The organism is Burkholderia sp. PvR073, assembly GCF_054055695.1.
Genome location: NZ_JBSRXO010000003.1, coordinates 418,532 through 433,400, shown reverse-complemented (window position 1 = coordinate 433,400; position 14,869 = coordinate 418,532). Strand labels below are relative to the sequence as shown.

General features: G+C 69.3%; 15 protein-coding genes. 6 read left to right on the top strand and 9 right to left on the bottom strand.

Features of this window, described 5'->3' with window-relative positions:
• Window positions 1–5: 5 nt before the first annotated feature.
• From fliI to fliF, 4 genes are read right to left on the bottom strand one after another with little or no spacing between them, the layout of a single operon-like run.
• Complete coding sequence (gene fliI / locus ACVK00_RS13720) at window positions 6–1,547, bottom strand: flagellar protein export ATPase FliI (RefSeq protein WP_284892968.1); 1,542 nt, start codon at window positions 1,545–1,547, stop codon at window positions 6–8.
• Window positions 1,541–2,224 (bottom strand): flagellar assembly protein FliH, encoded by a 684-nt coding sequence (gene fliH / locus ACVK00_RS13715; RefSeq protein WP_284892970.1) that lies wholly within the window; start codon window positions 2,222–2,224, stop codon window positions 1,541–1,543. Before fliH ends, fliI begins: the two co-directional genes overlap by 7 nt.
• Entirely contained in the window at window positions 2,217–3,212 is a 996-nt protein-coding gene (fliG, locus tag ACVK00_RS13710; RefSeq protein WP_006753019.1) for a flagellar motor switch protein FliG, read from the bottom strand. Before fliG ends, fliH begins: the two co-directional genes overlap by 8 nt.
• A complete protein-coding gene (gene fliF / locus ACVK00_RS13705) occupies window positions 3,202–4,965 on the bottom strand; it encodes a flagellar basal-body MS-ring/collar protein FliF (RefSeq protein WP_284892972.1) in 1,764 nt (587 codons plus the stop codon). Before fliF ends, fliG begins: the two co-directional genes overlap by 11 nt.
• A gap of 249 nt (window positions 4,966–5,214) precedes the next feature.
• Here fliF and fliE point away from each other — a divergent pair, with 249 nt between their 5' ends.
• The 6 genes from fliE to ACVK00_RS13675 all read left to right on the top strand — a co-directional run bounded on the left by fliE (window position 5,215) and on the right by ACVK00_RS13675 (window position 9,211).
• Window positions 5,215–5,559: a flagellar hook-basal body complex protein FliE gene (gene fliE, locus ACVK00_RS13700; RefSeq protein WP_006761724.1), complete on the top strand. Its 345-nt coding sequence runs from the start codon at window positions 5,215–5,217 to the stop codon at window positions 5,557–5,559.
• 142 nt (window positions 5,560–5,701) lie between these two features.
• Window positions 5,702–6,136 (top strand): flagellar export chaperone FliS, encoded by a 435-nt coding sequence (gene fliS, locus ACVK00_RS13695; RefSeq protein ID WP_012364934.1) that lies wholly within the window; start codon window positions 5,702–5,704, stop codon window positions 6,134–6,136.
• Window positions 6,133–6,465 (top strand): flagellar protein FliT, encoded by a 333-nt coding sequence (locus ACVK00_RS13690; protein ID WP_228906157.1) that lies wholly within the window; start codon window positions 6,133–6,135, stop codon window positions 6,463–6,465. The genes fliS and ACVK00_RS13690 overlap by 4 nt, the downstream gene beginning before the upstream one ends.
• Before the next feature lie 75 nt (window positions 6,466–6,540).
• The gene (fliK, locus tag ACVK00_RS13685) at window positions 6,541–7,893 is read left to right on the top strand and encodes a flagellar hook-length control protein FliK (protein WP_284892977.1); all 1,353 of its coding nucleotides are present in this window, start codon (window positions 6,541–6,543) and stop codon (window positions 7,891–7,893) included.
• Window positions 7,890–8,210, top strand: a complete 321-nt coding sequence (locus ACVK00_RS13680) for an EscU/YscU/HrcU family type III secretion system export apparatus switch protein (RefSeq protein WP_228906149.1) — start codon at window positions 7,890–7,892, stop codon at window positions 8,208–8,210. Before fliK ends, ACVK00_RS13680 begins: the two co-directional genes overlap by 4 nt.
• Before the next feature lie 266 nt (window positions 8,211–8,476).
• Complete coding sequence (locus tag ACVK00_RS13675; protein ID WP_284892979.1) at window positions 8,477–9,211, top strand: PepSY-associated TM helix domain-containing protein; 735 nt, start codon at window positions 8,477–8,479, stop codon at window positions 9,209–9,211.
• A 104-nt stretch (window positions 9,212–9,315) separates the two neighbouring features.
• On the opposite strand, the gene ACVK00_RS13670 is transcribed toward ACVK00_RS13675, so the two are convergent.
• From ACVK00_RS13670 to ACVK00_RS13650, 5 genes are all read right to left on the bottom strand, one after another.
• Window positions 9,316–10,341, bottom strand: coding sequence for an XdhC family protein (locus ACVK00_RS13670; protein ID WP_006751913.1), 1,026 nt, complete (start codon window positions 10,339–10,341; stop codon window positions 9,316–9,318).
• A gap of 236 nt (window positions 10,342–10,577) precedes the next feature.
• Window positions 10,578–11,978, bottom strand: a complete 1,401-nt coding sequence (locus ACVK00_RS13665; protein WP_006757821.1) for an amino acid permease — start codon at window positions 11,976–11,978, stop codon at window positions 10,578–10,580.
• A gap of 220 nt (window positions 11,979–12,198) precedes the next feature.
• Window positions 12,199–12,855 carry a response regulator transcription factor RqpR gene (gene rqpR, locus ACVK00_RS13660; RefSeq protein ID WP_228906144.1) on the bottom strand — a complete coding sequence of 219 codons (657 nt, stop codon included), beginning with the start codon at window positions 12,853–12,855 and terminating at the stop codon, window positions 12,199–12,201.
• A gap of 7 nt (window positions 12,856–12,862) precedes the next feature.
• Window positions 12,863–13,678 carry a quorum system sensor histidine kinase RqpS gene (gene rqpS, locus ACVK00_RS13655; protein ID WP_284892984.1) on the bottom strand — a complete coding sequence of 272 codons (816 nt, stop codon included), beginning with the start codon at window positions 13,676–13,678 and terminating at the stop codon, window positions 12,863–12,865.
• Window positions 13,679–14,094: 416 nt separating this feature from the next.
• Window positions 14,095–14,865 (bottom strand): ferredoxin--NADP reductase, encoded by a 771-nt coding sequence (locus ACVK00_RS13650; protein ID WP_228906141.1) that lies wholly within the window; start codon window positions 14,863–14,865, stop codon window positions 14,095–14,097.
• Between the last annotated feature and the right edge of the window lie 4 nt (window positions 14,866–14,869).

The following is a 14,869-nucleotide window of genomic DNA, read 5'->3' as shown; positions in this document are numbered from 1 at the left end:
CGGGATCAGCCTCCGTGTACGTCGAACAGCGCATCGAGCCCGGCGAGGCTCGACGCGAACGGCGCGCATTCGCGAAAGCCCTGCTGCAGGAACGATTCGATGCGCGGATAGAGCGCGATCGCGCGGTCGAGTTGCGCGTCGCGGCCCGGTGCATACGCGCCGACCGCGATCAGGTCGCGATTGCGCTGGTAGCGCGACAGCATCTGCTTGAACTGCCGCACGCGGTCGAGATGCGTTTCGTCGATCAGCGCGGTCATCGCGCGGCTGATCGACGCCTCGATGTCGATCGCCGGATAGTGGCCGGCCTCGGCGAGTGCGCGCGACAGCACGATATGGCCGTCGAGGATCGCGCGCGCCGAGTCGGCGATCGGGTCCTGCTGGTCGTCGCCTTCGGTCAGCACCGTGTAGAACGCGGTGATCGAGCCGCCGCCTTCGGGCCCGTTGCCGGTGCGCTCGACGAGCGCGGGCAGCTTCGCGAACACCGACGGCGGATAACCCTTGGTCGCGGGCGGCTCGCCGATCGCGAGCGCGATCTCGCGCTGCGCCATCGCGTAGCGCGTCAGCGAATCCATCAGCAGCAGCACGTGCTTGCCCTGGTCGCGGAAATACTCGGCGAGGGACGTCGCGTAGGCGGCGCCCTGCATGCGCAGCAGCGGCGACACGTCGGCCGGCGCCGCGACGACGACCGAGCGCGCGAGCCCGTCCTCGCCGAGGATCTGTTCGATGAATTCCTTCACTTCGCGGCCGCGTTCGCCGATCAGCCCGATCACGATCACTTCCGCGCTGGTGTAGCGCGCCATCGTGCCGAGCAGCACCGACTTGCCGACGCCGGACCCCGCGAACAGGCCCATCCGCTGCCCGCGGCCGACGGTGAGCAGCGCGTTGATCGCGCGCACGCCGACGTCGAGCACGCTGTGGATCGGCTCGCGATCGAGCGGGTTGATCGACGGCGCCGACAGCGCTGCGTCGACCTTCGATGCGAGCGGGCCGAGGCCGTCGAGCGGGCGGCCCGACGCATCGACGACACGCCCGAGCATTTCCCAGCCGACCGGCAGCCGTTTGGCGCCCGCGAGCGGATCGGCGACGGGCGCGCTTTCGCGCGGCCACACGCGCGCGCCGGGCAGCACGCCTGCGACGTCGGTGGTCGGCATCAGGAACAGGCGATCGCCGGAGAACCCGACGACTTCCGCTTCCGCGTGCGGCAGCGTGCTGCCGGGCGGCAGTTCGATCGTGCATTCGGCGCCGACCGACAGGCGCAGCCCGATCGCCTCGAGTACGAGGCCTGCGGCACGCGTGAGGCGCCCGCTCGGCCGCAGCGGCAGCGCGCGGTGGCTGCGCGTCGCGAGCCCGTTCAGATGCGTGCGCCAGTGCGCGAGATGCGGATTGTGCGGTGCGCGCGGCGCATCGTCCGCAGCGGGTGCCGCGTGCGGATCGGCGCCGTGTGCGGTGTCGTGTACGCCGTCGGGGCCGAACGACGCGAGCGCGAGTTCGCGCTCGAGCGGCGTCATCCCGTCGTACAGGATCGATTCGGGCGTGGGCGTCACCATGCGCTCACCTTGCCGATCGCGGCGGCGACGCGCTGCCAGCGGGTGGGCAGCGTCGCGTCGACCTCGCCCGTCGCGGCGTGCGCGCGGCAGCCGCCGCGCTCGATCGACGTGTCGGTGCGCACGGTCCAGCCGAGCGTATCGAGATCGTCCTGCAGATAGGCTTCGACGACGGGCAGGTCAGCCGGATTCACCGCGAGATGCGGCGCGCCGGACAACGCCGGTTCGGCGGCGAGCACGTCGCGCACGGCCGCGACGAGCGCCGCGGGATCGTGCTTCACGTGCTGGCGCACGACCTGCTGCGCGATGTCGAGCGCGAGCTGCGCGAGATCGGACGCGAGATCGTGCTCGACGCTCGACACGGCTTCGCGGAACGAGGCGGCGAGCGCCGCGAGCTGTGCGGCCTGTTCGCGGGCTTCGGCCTGGCCGGCCTCGAAACCCTGCTCGCGGCCCTGGTCGAAACCGGCCTGGTAACCCAGCGCCTGGCCTTCGACGTGACCGGCTGCATGGCCTTCGGCATGCGCGGCGTCGCGCACGCGCTGCAGTTCCTCGGCGAGCGCGGCGGTGGCCGCGGCCGCGTCGTCGGGCGGCGGCGGGGGCGGCGGCGGATCGAACGACGCCATCTCCCACCGCTGGTACGCGGTGAGGGTGGCGGCGCGCTCGCGCACGGGATCAGACATATGCGTCTTCCGCCTTGCCGCCGATCACGATCTGGCCGCTCTCGGCGAGGTTGCGCACGATCTGCAGGATGCGGCGCTGCTGCGTCTCGACCTCGGACACGCGCACCGGGCCGCGTGCGTCGAGATCCTCCGCGAGCAGTTCGGCCGCGCGTTGCGACATGTTCGCGAGGAACTTCTGGCGCAGCGCGGGCGGCGCGCCCTTCAGCGCGATGATCAGCGTTTCCGACTCGACTTCCTTGAGCACCATCTGGATCGCGCGATCCTCGAGGTCGAGCAGGTTCTCGAACACGAACATCTGGTCGACGATCTTCTGCGCGAGGTCGGCGTCGTACTGGCGCACGCTTTCGAGCACGCCTTCTTCATGATTGCTCGTCATGAAGTTGAGGATCTCGGCCGCGGTGCGGATGCCGCCCATCGGGCTGCGCTTCAGGTTGTCGCTGCCGGACAGCAGGCCGGTGAGCACGTCGTCGAGCTCGCGCAGCGCGGCCGGCTGGATGCCGTCGAGCGTCGCGATCCGCAGCAGCACGTCGTTGCGCAGCCGTTCGGTGAAGCACGACGCGATCTCGGACGCCTGGTCGCGGTCAAGATGCACGAGGATCGTCGCGATGATCTGCGGATGCTCGTTCTTGATCAGTTCGGCCACCGCGCCCGAGTCCATCCACTTCAGGCCCTCGATGCCGCTCGTGTCGCTGCCCTGCAGGATCCGGTCGATCAGCACGCCGGCCTTGTCCTCGCCGAGCGCCTTGGTCAGCACCGAGCGGATGTACTCGCTCGAGTCGAGCGACAGCGCGGTGTGCTGCTCGGCTTCCTTCGCGAATTCCTGCAGCACGCCCTCGACCTGCTCGCGCGTGACGTTCTTCAGCGCGGCCATCGCGGCGCCGATCTTCTGCACCTCGCGCGGCGCGAGGAACTTGAATACTTCAGCGGCCTCTTCCTCGCCGATCGACATCAGCAGCAGCGCGCTCTTGGTCAGGCCTTCAGCGTTCATCGGACACCCAGTTCTTCACGACGGTGGCGACGATCTTCGGATCCTGGCGGGCGATCGTGCGCGCGTAGTCGAGGTTGCGTTCGTAGCGGTTCTTTTCGTTCTCGAAGCCGAGCAGCAGCGGATCGGTCTCGTCGGCCCTGTCCGGGGCGGGCAGGCCGTCGAGCGTGACCGGATCGTCCGGCGCCGCGAGCGCCGGGGCGACCGGCTCGGGCGGCGGGAACGCGCGGCGCATCGCCGGGCGCACGAACATGAAATAGAGCGCCGCCGCGGCTGCCGCGATGCCAAGCCACTTCGCGGCTTCCTTCGCCATCGCGATCATGTCCGGCTGGCGCCACCACGGCAGGTCGGCGTACGGATCGCCGACGGTCGAGAACGCGCTGTTCACGACGTTCACCGAGTCGCCGCGCTTCTCGTCGTAGCCCATCGCGTCCTTCACCAGCTGCTCGATCTGCGCGAGCTTGGGCGGCGGCAGCGGCTGCATCGTCACGTGGCCCTTCGCGTCGGCGACCGGCTGGTAGTTGACGACGACGGCGACCGACAGCCGCTTCACGTTGCCCATCGGCTGCTCGACGTGACGGATCGTCTTGTCGAGCTCGTAGTTGGTGGTCTGGTCCTTGCGGTCGCTGACGGGCGTCGACTGCGCGCCGTTCTGGCCGTTGCCGGCGACGATCGGCGCGGAGGCAGGCTGCGGCGGCGTGTTCGACAGCGCGCCCGGCACGCCCGATGCGCCGCCCTGCGCGAGCTCGGTCGCGCTGCTGGTCTGCTGGCTGCGGATCGCGGCCTGCTGCGGCGTGCCGTTCGGGCTGTAGCTTTCCGAGGTCTGCTCGAGCTTCGAGAAATCGATGTCGGCGCTGACCTGCGAGCGCGCGTTGCCGGTGCCGAAGATCGGCGCGAGGATCGCGTCGATGCGCTTCTGCGTATTGCGCTCGACCTGCTGCACGTACTTGAGCTGGCTCGCGTCGAGGCCGGAGGCCGACGCGGTCTGCGTCAGCAGGTTGCCGTCCTGGTCGACGATCGTCACGTTTTTCGCCGGCATGTCGGGCACGCCGGACGACACCATCCGCGTGATCGCCTGCACCTGGCCCTCGTCGAGCACGCGGCCCGGGTAGAGGTCGACGAACACCGACGCGCTCGGCGCTTCCTTGTCGCGCACGAACACCGACGGCTTCGGGATCGCGAGATGCACGCGCGCGCCGCGCACCGCGTTGATCGATTCGATCGTGCGCTGCAGCTCGCCTTCGAGCGCGCGCTGGTAGTTCACCTGCTCGGCGAACTGGCTGATGCCGAATTTCTGGTTGTCCATCAGCTCGAAGCCGACCGAGCCGCCCTTGGGCAGGCCCAGCGCGGCGAGCTTCAGGCGCGTTTCATGCACCTGATTCGACGGCACGAGGATCGCGCCGCCGGCGTCGGCGAACTTGTACGGAACGTTGGCCTGCTGGAGCGCGGCGATGATCGCGCCGCCGTCGCGGTCCGACAGGTTGCTGTACAGCACGCGATAGTCGGGCGCGCGGCTCCACAGCACGAGCGCGGTGATCGCGGCGATCGCGAACGCGACGGCGATCACGAACGGCAGCTTCGGGTTGCCCTTCATCCGCGAGATGCCGGGAATGCGTTCCGCGAAACCGCCGAACCCGAAGTCCGCGCCGGCGCCGCCTGCTCCCGGCAACGCGGCGGCCGCGGTGGCGCCTGGCACCGGGCTGGCGAGGCCCGTGCGGGCGTCGGGGTTGATCAGCGAGTTGGCCTGCGAATCCATGCGTGGAGTTTCTCCGGAGCGGGACGACTGAGCCGCTCGGACGAGCGGACGGACAATGACACGTTGCGATTATCGGGATCCGGGCGCGACTCCGATCGACCGAAAAGAGCGGGGTTTCCCCCGTACTTTCGCGGCTTTGGCGTGCGCCGCGCTGCTATCCTTTTTCGCGATCCGGCATGGTGCGCATGGTGCGGCGCCGGCGCAAACGCCCGGTAGGTCCGGGTCTCTTCTCTTAGGTCTGGGGACAGCATGACTGCCAACGTCAGCGGAATCGGTTCGGTGTTGCAACAGATGCAGGCGATGGCCGCGCAGGCGGGCGGCGGCGTCGCGAGCCCGACGGCGGCGCTCGCCGGCTCGGGCGCCGCGACGGCCGGCACGTTCGCGAGCGCGATGAAGGCGTCGCTCGACAAGATCAGCGGCGACCAGCAGCACGCGCTCGGCGAGGCGCAGGCGTTCGAGGTCGGCGCGGCGAACGTGTCGCTGAACGACGTGATGGTCGACATGCAGAAGGCCAACATCGGCTTCCAGTTCGGGCTCCAGGTCCGCAACAAGCTCGTGAGCGCATACAACGACATCATGCAGATGTCGGTGTGACGAGGCGGTCACGCCGGGCGCGGCCGGGCCGGCGCGCCTAAAGCTTTTCAATTCCCTTCCGATAACTCCGGTACAAGGCCGCGTCGTGCAACGCAGGGCGGCGGCTTCCGCATAGCCAACGCATCACAAGGAGAAGAAGCGCATGTTTTCCCCAGGACACGCTGGAGCCAGTGCGTACGCGCGTGTCGGCGTCGAGACGGGGGTGATGGGCGCCTCCCCGCACCGGCTGATCGCGATGCTGTACCAGGGCGCGCGGCAGGCCATCGCGCTCGCGCGCATGCACCTGCAGCAGGGCAACGTGCCCGCACGCGGCGAAGCGATCGGCAAGGCGATCGGGATCGTCGAGAGCGGCCTGCAGGCGGCGCTGAACCGCGACGCGGGCGGCGAGATCGCCGGGCGCCTGGATGCGCTGTACGCCTATATCGTCCGGCGCTTGCTGGAAGCCAACATGCGCGCGAGCGATGCGATGCTGGTCGAGGTCGACGGACTGCTCGCCACGCTCGAGGAAGCGTGGACGGGCATCGCCCCCGAAGTCGCGCGGATGACCGCGCAACAGGCGGCGGACGCGGCGCGATGAATCTCAAGGCCGAGTACTTCGCCCGCTACGAGGCGCTCGCGGCCGTGTCGGGCCGCATGCTGAGCGCGGCACGCGGTGCCGACTGGAGCGCGCTGCCGGAGTTGCAGGCCGAATTCCTGCGGCTCGTCGACGGGCTGAAGGAGGCCGATCCGGGCGTCGCGCTCGACGACTCGGACCTCGGCCGCAAGCTCGGGCTGATCCGCCGCATCCTCGCCGACGACGCCGCGATCCGCGATCTCGCGAGCCCGGAAGTCGCGCGGCTGTCCGCGCTGTTCGAGGCGCGGCGCTCGACCAAGGTATTGACCGATCTCTACCGCGCTCGCGGCTAGTGCCCGTTTGCCGGGGCGGCGATGGCCGCGTGCCCGGCTTCGCAACGATGTGGCTGAGGTGAGCAGGCTCCGATCATGACCGGTATCGACTCCGTTGCGGCCGCCCTGCTGGCGAGCCGCCTCGACAGCCTGCTGAGCGGCACCGTGTCGCCGTCGGCCGGCGGCGGGGCGGCCTCGCAGGTCGGCACGCCCGGCGCCGGCGCATCGTCCCCGGCGCCGGCGGGCGGCTCGCCCGTCGCGCCGCCGGCATCCGCGCAGACCGCGTTGTCCGACGTCGCGCTCGTGCTCGACGCGATCTCGCGCTCGGGTGGAGTCGCGACACCCGTGATCGCCGGGCGTATGCCGCTGCTGGCCGATCCGTCCGTGCTGCTGAGCGCGGCGACTGTGCCGCCGCACGGGCAGCCGGCAGCGGGTCCTGCCGCGCCTGTCGGCGCTTCTTCCGCTGCATTGCCCGCGTCCGACGTCGCGGCCACGCGCACTGCGTCGGACGCGCCGCCCGTCGCCGCACTGCGCGCGGCGCTCGCGCAGGCCGTGAGCGAAAGCGGCCTCTTTTACGAATCCCATCTCGCGCAGTGGCTGGCTGGCCAGCGCCCGCTCGCCGCGCTGATGCGCGAACCGCAGGCGCGCCTCACGGCCGCGCCGGTGCAGCCGGCCCCGGATGCCGCGCAGCACGACGCGCCTGATGTGCTCGACGAACTGCTCGCGCAGCGTCTGCCGCTGCCGGCGGCCGCGCGTACGGCCGTGCAGCCGGGCGCACCCGCGCCGGGCGGTGCGGCTCCGCACGCGCCCGCGCAGAACGCGCCGGCGGTCGTCCGGCAAGGCATGGCGTCGAGCATGGCCGGAACGACCGACCCGCTCGGCGACCATCCCGACGCGCGCTGGACGCCCGCGCGCGCCGAACTGGCCACCGCGTCGGCCGATCCGCAGGCACAGGCATCGGCGCCCGTGCATCCGGCCGCCGTGCCGATCGTGCGGCAGCAGCTCGATGCGCTGGCGACCGACCAGTTCCGCTGGGCGGGCGAGGCGTGGCCCGGCGCGCGGCTCGACTGGACGATCGAGCCCGACGATCCGGGCGGCCACGCGTCGCGCGGCGGCGACGACGCGGGGGACGGAATCGCGTGGCGCACGCGGCTGACGCTCACGCTGCCGTCGCTCGGGACGGTCGACGCGGAACTGGTGTTGAACGGCGCGCAACTCGTCGCGCGGCTGCGCGCGAATTCGGCGGGCGCCGACCGGCTCACGCGCAACGAGACCGCGCTACGGCAGCGGTTCGAGGGTTCGGGGCTGCGGCTCGGCGGACTGTCGATCCGCGCGGTTGGCGACGAACCGGACGGCTTCGACCCGCTCGTCGCGCAGGCGGCCGCCGCCGCGTATGCGCGCAGCGCGGCTGGCCGCACGGCGGGCGCCGACGACGAGACGCCGCGATGAGCATGGCGTCCCGCAAGCGCGCGGCCGCGCTCGTCTACGATCCGAAAGGCGGCGATGCCGCGCCGCGCGTGGTCGCGAAGGGATACGGCCTGCTCGCCGAGATGATCGTCGCCCGTGCCCGCGATGCGGGGCTGTACGTGCATACCGCGCCGGAGATGGTGTCGCTGCTGATGCAGGTCGATCTCGACGACCGGATTCCGCCGCAGCTTTACCAGGCCGTCGCGGATCTGCTCGCGTGGCTGTATTCGCTCGATCGCACCGAGCCCGAGCCGGGCGACGCCGCGCCGCGCTTTCCGCTGCCGCCGCTGCGCCGCTGAGGACACGGCGGCCGGGTTTCTTGCGAACGGCTGTCGCTGTCTTTCGCGATCATTTCGCCGGTATTTTTCTTCTATTGGCGGGGATCTGTGCGTAATTCTCGCTATTTATCGGTCATCGCCGCAGTTCCGTGCCCGCGCGCCGTGCGCGGTCCGATTGAGCGGTCGCGTCATTTGTGTAATGATATCCATTCTCATTTTCATGTTACCCCGGGCGGCGCGCGTTTTTCGTGCGTCGCCCGTTGCTTTGAACGAATGGACATTCTCGCGTGAACGCGCCCGAAACGATCGCCCCGCCGCAGGCGGGCATGCCTCCCGCGGACGTCACCGTGCTGCATCCGGCCGCACGTCCGCTGAGCGACGCCGAACGGGCGGCGCGCCGCCAGCGTTCGCGCCGCGCGACCTTCATCAAATGGCTGCGCAAGGTGCACGGCTGGGTCGGACTATGGGGCGCGGTGCTCGGGCTGCTGTTCGGCGTGACGGGCGTGCTGCTCAACCACCGTGCGCCGCCGCTGAAGATCTCGACCGGCGAACCGCAGGTCGAGCAGATGCAGATCGCGTTGCCGGACCCGGTGCCGAAGTCGCCCGCGGCGATGACGAAGTGGCTGCAGCACGAACTGCACTTCGACGGCCGGCCGGGCCGCATGCGCAAGGAGCCTGCGCAGCCGGTCGCCTGGGGCGACAAGCGCGTGATGCAGCCCGAGCACTGGCAGATGGGCCTGTTCGGGCCACACCAGAACCTGCAGGCCGAATACTGGGTCGGCAACGGCTACGTGTCGGTGAAGCGCACCGGCAACACGTTCCTGACGACGCTGAACAACCTGCATCGCGGCGTCGGCATGAATCTCGGCTGGGTGCTGCTGATGGACACGATCGCGGGTTCGCTGATCCTGTTGTCGCTGACGGGCGTGCTGCTGTGGACGGAGCTGAACAAGCGCCGCACGGTCGGCGTCGTGCTGGTGGCCGGCTCGGTCGCCGCGGCGCTCGCCGCGGGCCTCGCCTGACGTAACGGGCCTGAAGCAACGGTTGAAACGCGCCGGCTCGGTGCCGGCGCATGGTGCGCGCATCCGGCGCGACGGCCCTGCGCCGATGCCCGCGCCGGCCGGCCTCAGAGGCCGCAGGTCGCGCCGTTGTTGGCCGCGATCTCGCGGGCGGCCTTCGCACCCTCGACCTGCAGGATCGTCGGCAGCGACACGTTGTTCTTCGCGGCCGTGACTTCGGCGAGGATCGAGATCGCGATTTCCGGCGGCGTGCGGCTGCCGATGTAGATGCCGGCCGGCCCGTGCAACCGCGCCAGTTCCGCGTCGTTCAGGTCGAATTCGAGCAGCCGCTCGCGCCGCGCCGCGTTGTTGCGCCGCGAGCCGAGCGCGCCGACGTAGAACGCGGGCGTCTTGAGCGCCTCCATCAGCGCGAGATCGTCGAGCTTCGGGTCGTGCGTGAGCGCGATCACGGCCGAACGCGCGTCGAGCTTCATGTCGAGCACGGTGTCGTCGGGCATCGTGTGCACGACGCGCGTGCCCGGCACGTCCCACGCATCCGTGTACTCCTCGCGCGGATCGCAGACCGTCACCTGGTAGTCGAGCCCGACCGCGATCTGGCACAGATAGCGCGACAACTGTCCCGCACCGATCACGAGCATCCGGTAGCGCGGACCGTGGATCGTCACGAGCCGTTCGCCGTCGAACGCGAGCCCGTCGGTCGCCTGCGCGGGCGACAGCGACGCGCGGCCGGTCGCCAGCGTCATCGTGCGCGTGACGAGACGGCCGGCTTCCACCTCGGCGCACAACGCCGCGATCCCGCTGTCGCGCGTGAGTGGCTCCAGCACGAGCTGGATCGTGCCGCCGCAGGGCAGCCCGAAGCGGTGCGCTTCCTCGGCCGTCACGCCGTACTTGACCGCTTCCGGGCGCGCATCGGCCGCGATGCCGCTCGCATGCACGCGGGCGATCAGGTCGTCCTCGATGCACCCGCCGGACACGGAGCCGACCACGAGCCCGTCCTCGCGCACCGCGAGCATCGCGCCTTCGGGGCGGGGCGACGAGCCCCACGTCTTCACGACCGTCACGAGCAGCACGCGACGCCCTTCGTCGAGCCAGCGCGCGCTCGACTTCAACACGTCGAGATCCACACTTTCCATCGTCGTTCCCTCATTGATTGGGCGCATTATGACCCGGCCGCCGCAGCCTTGCTTGCCGTGCGCCGGCGCCTGGCCGATCGGTGGCGGGGATCGGGAGGACCGGTTCGGACGGCCAGTTCGGGCGGCCGGCTCGGACCTCTCGTTCAGGCTGCCCGCCGCGCCACAAATGCAAACGGCGCGCCCGCGAGGCGGGTGCGCCGTTGCAGCGGGGCGACGCAGCGCGGCGCCGCCGGAGGTCAGTCCGCGTGGCCGCGGGCGAGCTTCGAGTGGTGCCGCGAATACAGGAAGTAGATCACGAGGCCGATCACCAGCCAGATGCCGAACGCGGCCCACGTGACGGGCTGCAGGTTCAGCATCAGGAACAGGCACGCGCCGACCGCGAGGATCGGCACCACCGGCACGCCCGGGCAGCGGAACGCGCGCGGCAGCTCCGGGTGCGTGCGGCGCAGCACCAGCACCGCGATCGACACCATCGAGAACGCGGCGAGCGTGCCGATGTTGATCAGCTCGGCGAGCACGTTCAGCGGCACGAGCGCGGCGATCAGCCCGAAGAACAGGCCGACGAGCCAGGTCGTCAGGAACGGTGTCGCGTAGCGCGGATGCACGCGCGACAGCATCGCCGGCAGCAGCCCGTCGCGCGACATCGCGAAGATGATCCGCGTCTGGCCGTAGCTCATCACGAGGATCACGGTCAGCATGCCGAGCACCGCGCCGAGATCGATGAAGCCCGCGACCCACTTCTCGCCGGCGATCTGCAGCGCATACGAGATCGGGTGCGACACGTTCGCGTACTGGGCCGCCGGCACGATGCCGGTCGCGACCGCCGCGACCGTCACGTACAGCACCGCGCACACGGCGAGCGACGCAATGATGCCGATCGGCAGGTCGCGCTTCGGATTCTTCACTTCCTCGGCCGCCGACGACACCGCGTCGAAGCCGATGAACGCGAAGAACATCACGGCCGCCGCGCCGAACACACCGTTCCAGCCGTGCGGCATGAACGGTTTCCAGTTCGCGGGCGTCACGTGGAACAGGCCGACCGCGATCACGAGCAGCACCACCGACACCTTGATGAACACCATGATGTTGTTGATGCGGGTCGACTCGCGGATGCCGATCGACAGCAGCGTCGTGATCACCAGCATCACGAGGAACGCGGGCAGGTTGAACCACGTGACGACGCCGGGGATCGCGCCGGGCGCGGCCGTCAGCACGGTCGGCAGCGCGAGCCCGAAGCCCTGCAGCAGCGACTGCAGGTAGCCCGACCAGCCGACCGACACGGCCGACGCCGCGAGGCCGTATTCGAGCATCAGGTCCCAGCCGATGATCCATGCGACGAGCTCGCCGAGCGTCGCGTACGAGTACGTGTAGATCGAGCCCGCGACCGGAATCGTCGACGCGAATTCGGCGTACGACAGCGCCGCGAGGCCGCACGCGATCGCCGCGATCACGAACGACAGCATCAGCGCGGGGCCGGCCTGAACGGCGCCCGTGCCGGTCAGCACGAAGATCCCGGTGCCGATGATCGCGCCGATGCCGAGGAAGGTGAGGTCGATTGCGCCGAGCGCTTTCTTGAGCCCGGCGCCATGCGCACCGGCGATCATGCGATCGACGTTTTTCTTGCGGAAGAGGGACATTGCGGATGAGTCTCCAGCGCGCGCGAACGCGGCGGCGCCGAGTGAGGGAAAGAAAACCCGCAATTTTAGCCGATTTGGCGCGCAAGCCCCGCTGCGGTGCAGCGGCGCGCGGCGGAATCGTCCGATAAAACAAGCGCTTGCACGCAGCGTGCGGCGACCGGGGCCGGCCCGTGGCCGGCCGGCGCGGCGCGCGTCGCGCGATTCCGGTGAATCCGAGGGATCAGGCGCCGGACGCGGGCGCCATGTCGACGAGCCGGTTGCTCATCACGTAGAACGTCAGTTCCGCGTTGTTCGACAGCCGCATCTTCTCGAGCAGCCGCGACCGGTACACGCTGACCGTCTTCACCGACAGCGACAGCGTGTTCGCGATGTCGGTGAGGCGCTTGCCCGACGCCAGCATGCAGAGCGTCTGGTATTCGCGATCGGACAGCTTCTCGTGCGGCAGCGGTTCGTTCTCGAACGACACGTATTCGGCGAGCGCCTCGGCCATCGCCGGGCTCACGTACTTGCGGCCGGCCGCGACCTGCTGGATCGCGCCGATCATCTGCGCGGCATTCACCGTCTTCGACAGATAGCCGGACGCGCCGGCCTTCAGCGCGCGCACCGCGTACTGGTCCTCGCGGTACATCGAGAACATCAGCACCGGCGTGCCCGGCAGCTTGCGCTTGATGCGCTTGAGCAACTCGATGCCGTTGGTGTCCGGCAGCGAGATGTCGAGCAGGATCACGTCGAAGGTCTGGCGGTCGACGGCGGCCACCGCATCGCTGCCGGTCTCGGCTTCGGTCACTTCGCGCGCGACGCCGCGGTCGATCAGCAGGTGGCGGATCCCTTGCCGGACGATCGCGTGATCGTCCACGAGCAGGATGTTCAGGCTCATCGCGACCTCACGAAAGCGATGCGCGGCGCGCGGCGGCCGGCACGGCGAACAGCGAGTTCCACGCGAAGCGCGCGGTGACGCGCGTGCCGCGGCCCGATTCCGGCGCGCTCGTGTCGAAGCTGCCGGCGAACGCCTCGCAGCGTGCGCGCATGCCGGCGAGGCCGTAGCCGACACGCCGGCGGCGGGAGAAACCGGTCCCATCGTCAGTCACGATCAGGGACAGATGCGAGCCGTCCGTGTCGATCCGCACGTCGACGGACGCCGCGCGCGCATGCTTCGCGACGTTCGACAGCGCTTCCTGCGCGACGCGGAAGATCGCGAGGGCGCTCGCGCCGGCGAGCTGCGTGAGCCGTGCGTCGGCCGCGCAGACGAAACTCGTGCGCAGGCCGGTGCGGGCCGCGTGGCTGCCGACCCACGCCGACAGCGCGCCGACGAGCCCGCCGTCGAGCGCCGGCGTGTCGCGCTCGTCGATCAGGCGGCGGTTGGCATCGGTCGCGGCGTCGAGTGCCCGCTGCGCCAGTTCGAGCGCGCGCAGGCAGCCTTCAGGCGCATCGGCCGGCAGCCACGTTTGAACGTTTGCGAGCGCGAGACGGGCGGCGGTGAGTTCGGCGCCGAGCCCGTCATGCAACTCGCCGGCCAGATGGCGGCGGGCCGCTTCGTCGGCAACCATGAGTTGGGTGGACAGCGCCGCGATCCGGGTGGCGGACACGTCGCGTCTGGGCAGGGCTTCGGCCACGGATGCGGCGGCGTCGCAGCTATGCACGAGCGGCCGCGACGGGAACGGGGCGTGGGCGCCTGCGGGCGCGTTGAGCGACGTATCCATGACTCTCCCTGCTGTCAGAAAGCGGTTCAGACACCGGCTGGCTGCGTGGAATGGCTGCCGTTTCGATGACGGCCGCCGCCAGAAAGTCGCCCCATGCCGAAGTAACAAAAGTTACATCTTGTAACGTTTGAATCCGACCCTTCAATGACCATTCGAGCAGCAACCGCGCGGGCCGAATAATATCTCAAAAATTCTGAAAAAGTCATGTCGGGCGGACATTTAAGGGTAAATGTGAATAATCGGAACGAAGCTGTTGTAGGAAAAACACCGACACGAAAGCACCGGGCCCGTCCGTATCAAAATGTAACTATTTGAGATGAGATGGTCCCAGTTTGTTACGAATTCGCCAAGTGGGGACGAAAAAAAAAACGGAGCTTTCGCTCCGGTTTTTGATGCCGCACAAATTCGGGGATCGATCAGTCCACGAATGCGCGCTCGATCACGTAGTGACCCGGCGCGCTGTTCTTGCCTTCCACCAGGCCCGCCTGCTTCAGCAGGTCGGTCGTGTCCTTCAGCATCGCGGTGCTGCCGCACAGCATCACGCGGTCATTTTCCGGCGAGAACGCCGGCACGCCGAGATCCGTGAACAGCTTGCCCGTCGCGATCAGGTCGGTGATCCGGCCCTCGTTGTCGAACGCTTCGCGCGTGACCGTCGGGTAGTAGACGAGCTTTTCCTTGATGATGTCGCCAAGGTACTCGTGGCCCGGCAGGTCGTGCTTGATGAAGTCCATGTACGCCAGCTCGCCCTTCAGGCGGCAGGTGTGCGTCAGGATGACCTTGTCGAAGCGTTCGTAAATGTCCGGATCGCGGATGATCGACATGAACGGCGCGAGGCCCGTGCCGGTCGACAGCATCCACAGCGTCTTGCCGGGCAGCAGGTTGTCGGCGACGAGCGTGCCGGTCGGCTTCTTGCCGATCAGCACCGAGTCGCCCACCTTCAGGTGTTGCAGGCGCGACGTCAGCGGGCCGTTCTGGACCTTGATGCTGAAGAATTCGAGGTGCTCTTCGTAGTTCGGGCTGACGATCGAGTAGGCGCGCGCGAGCGGCTTGCCGTCGACTTCGAGGCCGACCATCGTGAATTCGCCGTTGTTGAAGCGCAGGCTCGGCTCACGGGTGCAGGTGAAGCTGAACAGCGTGTCGGTCCAGTGATGGACGGATTGGACGGTGGCGGTGTCGTATTTGCTCATGGCT

What these genes read in the sequence shown, in the direction of transcription:
- ACVK00_RS13680 (WP_228906149.1), top strand. Translation starts at nt 7,890, where the DNA reads ATGAGCATGGCGTCCCGCAAGCGCGCGGCCGCGCTCGTCTACGATCCG.
- rqpS (WP_284892984.1), bottom strand. Translation starts at nt 13,678, where the DNA reads ATGGATACGTCGCTCAACGCGCCCGCAGGCGCCCACGCCCCGTTCCCG.
- fliI (WP_284892968.1), bottom strand. Translation starts at nt 1,547, where the DNA reads ATGGTGACGCCCACGCCCGAATCGATCCTGTACGACGGGATGACGCCG.
- fliS (WP_012364934.1), top strand. Translation starts at nt 5,702, where the DNA reads ATGTTTTCCCCAGGACACGCTGGAGCCAGTGCGTACGCGCGTGTCGGC.
- ACVK00_RS13665 (WP_006757821.1), bottom strand. Translation starts at nt 11,978, where the DNA reads ATGTCCCTCTTCCGCAAGAAAAACGTCGATCGCATGATCGCCGGTGCG.
- fliF (WP_284892972.1), bottom strand. Translation starts at nt 4,965, where the DNA reads ATGGATTCGCAGGCCAACTCGCTGATCAACCCCGACGCCCGCACGGGC.
- fliK (WP_284892977.1), top strand. Translation starts at nt 6,541, where the DNA reads ATGACCGGTATCGACTCCGTTGCGGCCGCCCTGCTGGCGAGCCGCCTC.
- fliG (WP_006753019.1), bottom strand. Translation starts at nt 3,212, where the DNA reads ATGAACGCTGAAGGCCTGACCAAGAGCGCGCTGCTGCTGATGTCGATC.
- fliE (WP_006761724.1), top strand. Translation starts at nt 5,215, where the DNA reads ATGACTGCCAACGTCAGCGGAATCGGTTCGGTGTTGCAACAGATGCAG.
- ACVK00_RS13650 (WP_228906141.1), bottom strand. Translation starts at nt 14,865, where the DNA reads ATGAGCAAATACGACACCGCCACCGTCCAATCCGTCCATCACTGGACC.
- ACVK00_RS13670 (WP_006751913.1), bottom strand. Translation starts at nt 10,341, where the DNA reads ATGGAAAGTGTGGATCTCGACGTGTTGAAGTCGAGCGCGCGCTGGCTC.
- fliH (WP_284892970.1), bottom strand. Translation starts at nt 2,224, where the DNA reads ATGTCTGATCCCGTGCGCGAGCGCGCCGCCACCCTCACCGCGTACCAG.
- rqpR (WP_228906144.1), bottom strand. Translation starts at nt 12,855, where the DNA reads ATGAGCCTGAACATCCTGCTCGTGGACGATCACGCGATCGTCCGGCAA.
- ACVK00_RS13690 (WP_228906157.1), top strand. Translation starts at nt 6,133, where the DNA reads ATGAATCTCAAGGCCGAGTACTTCGCCCGCTACGAGGCGCTCGCGGCC.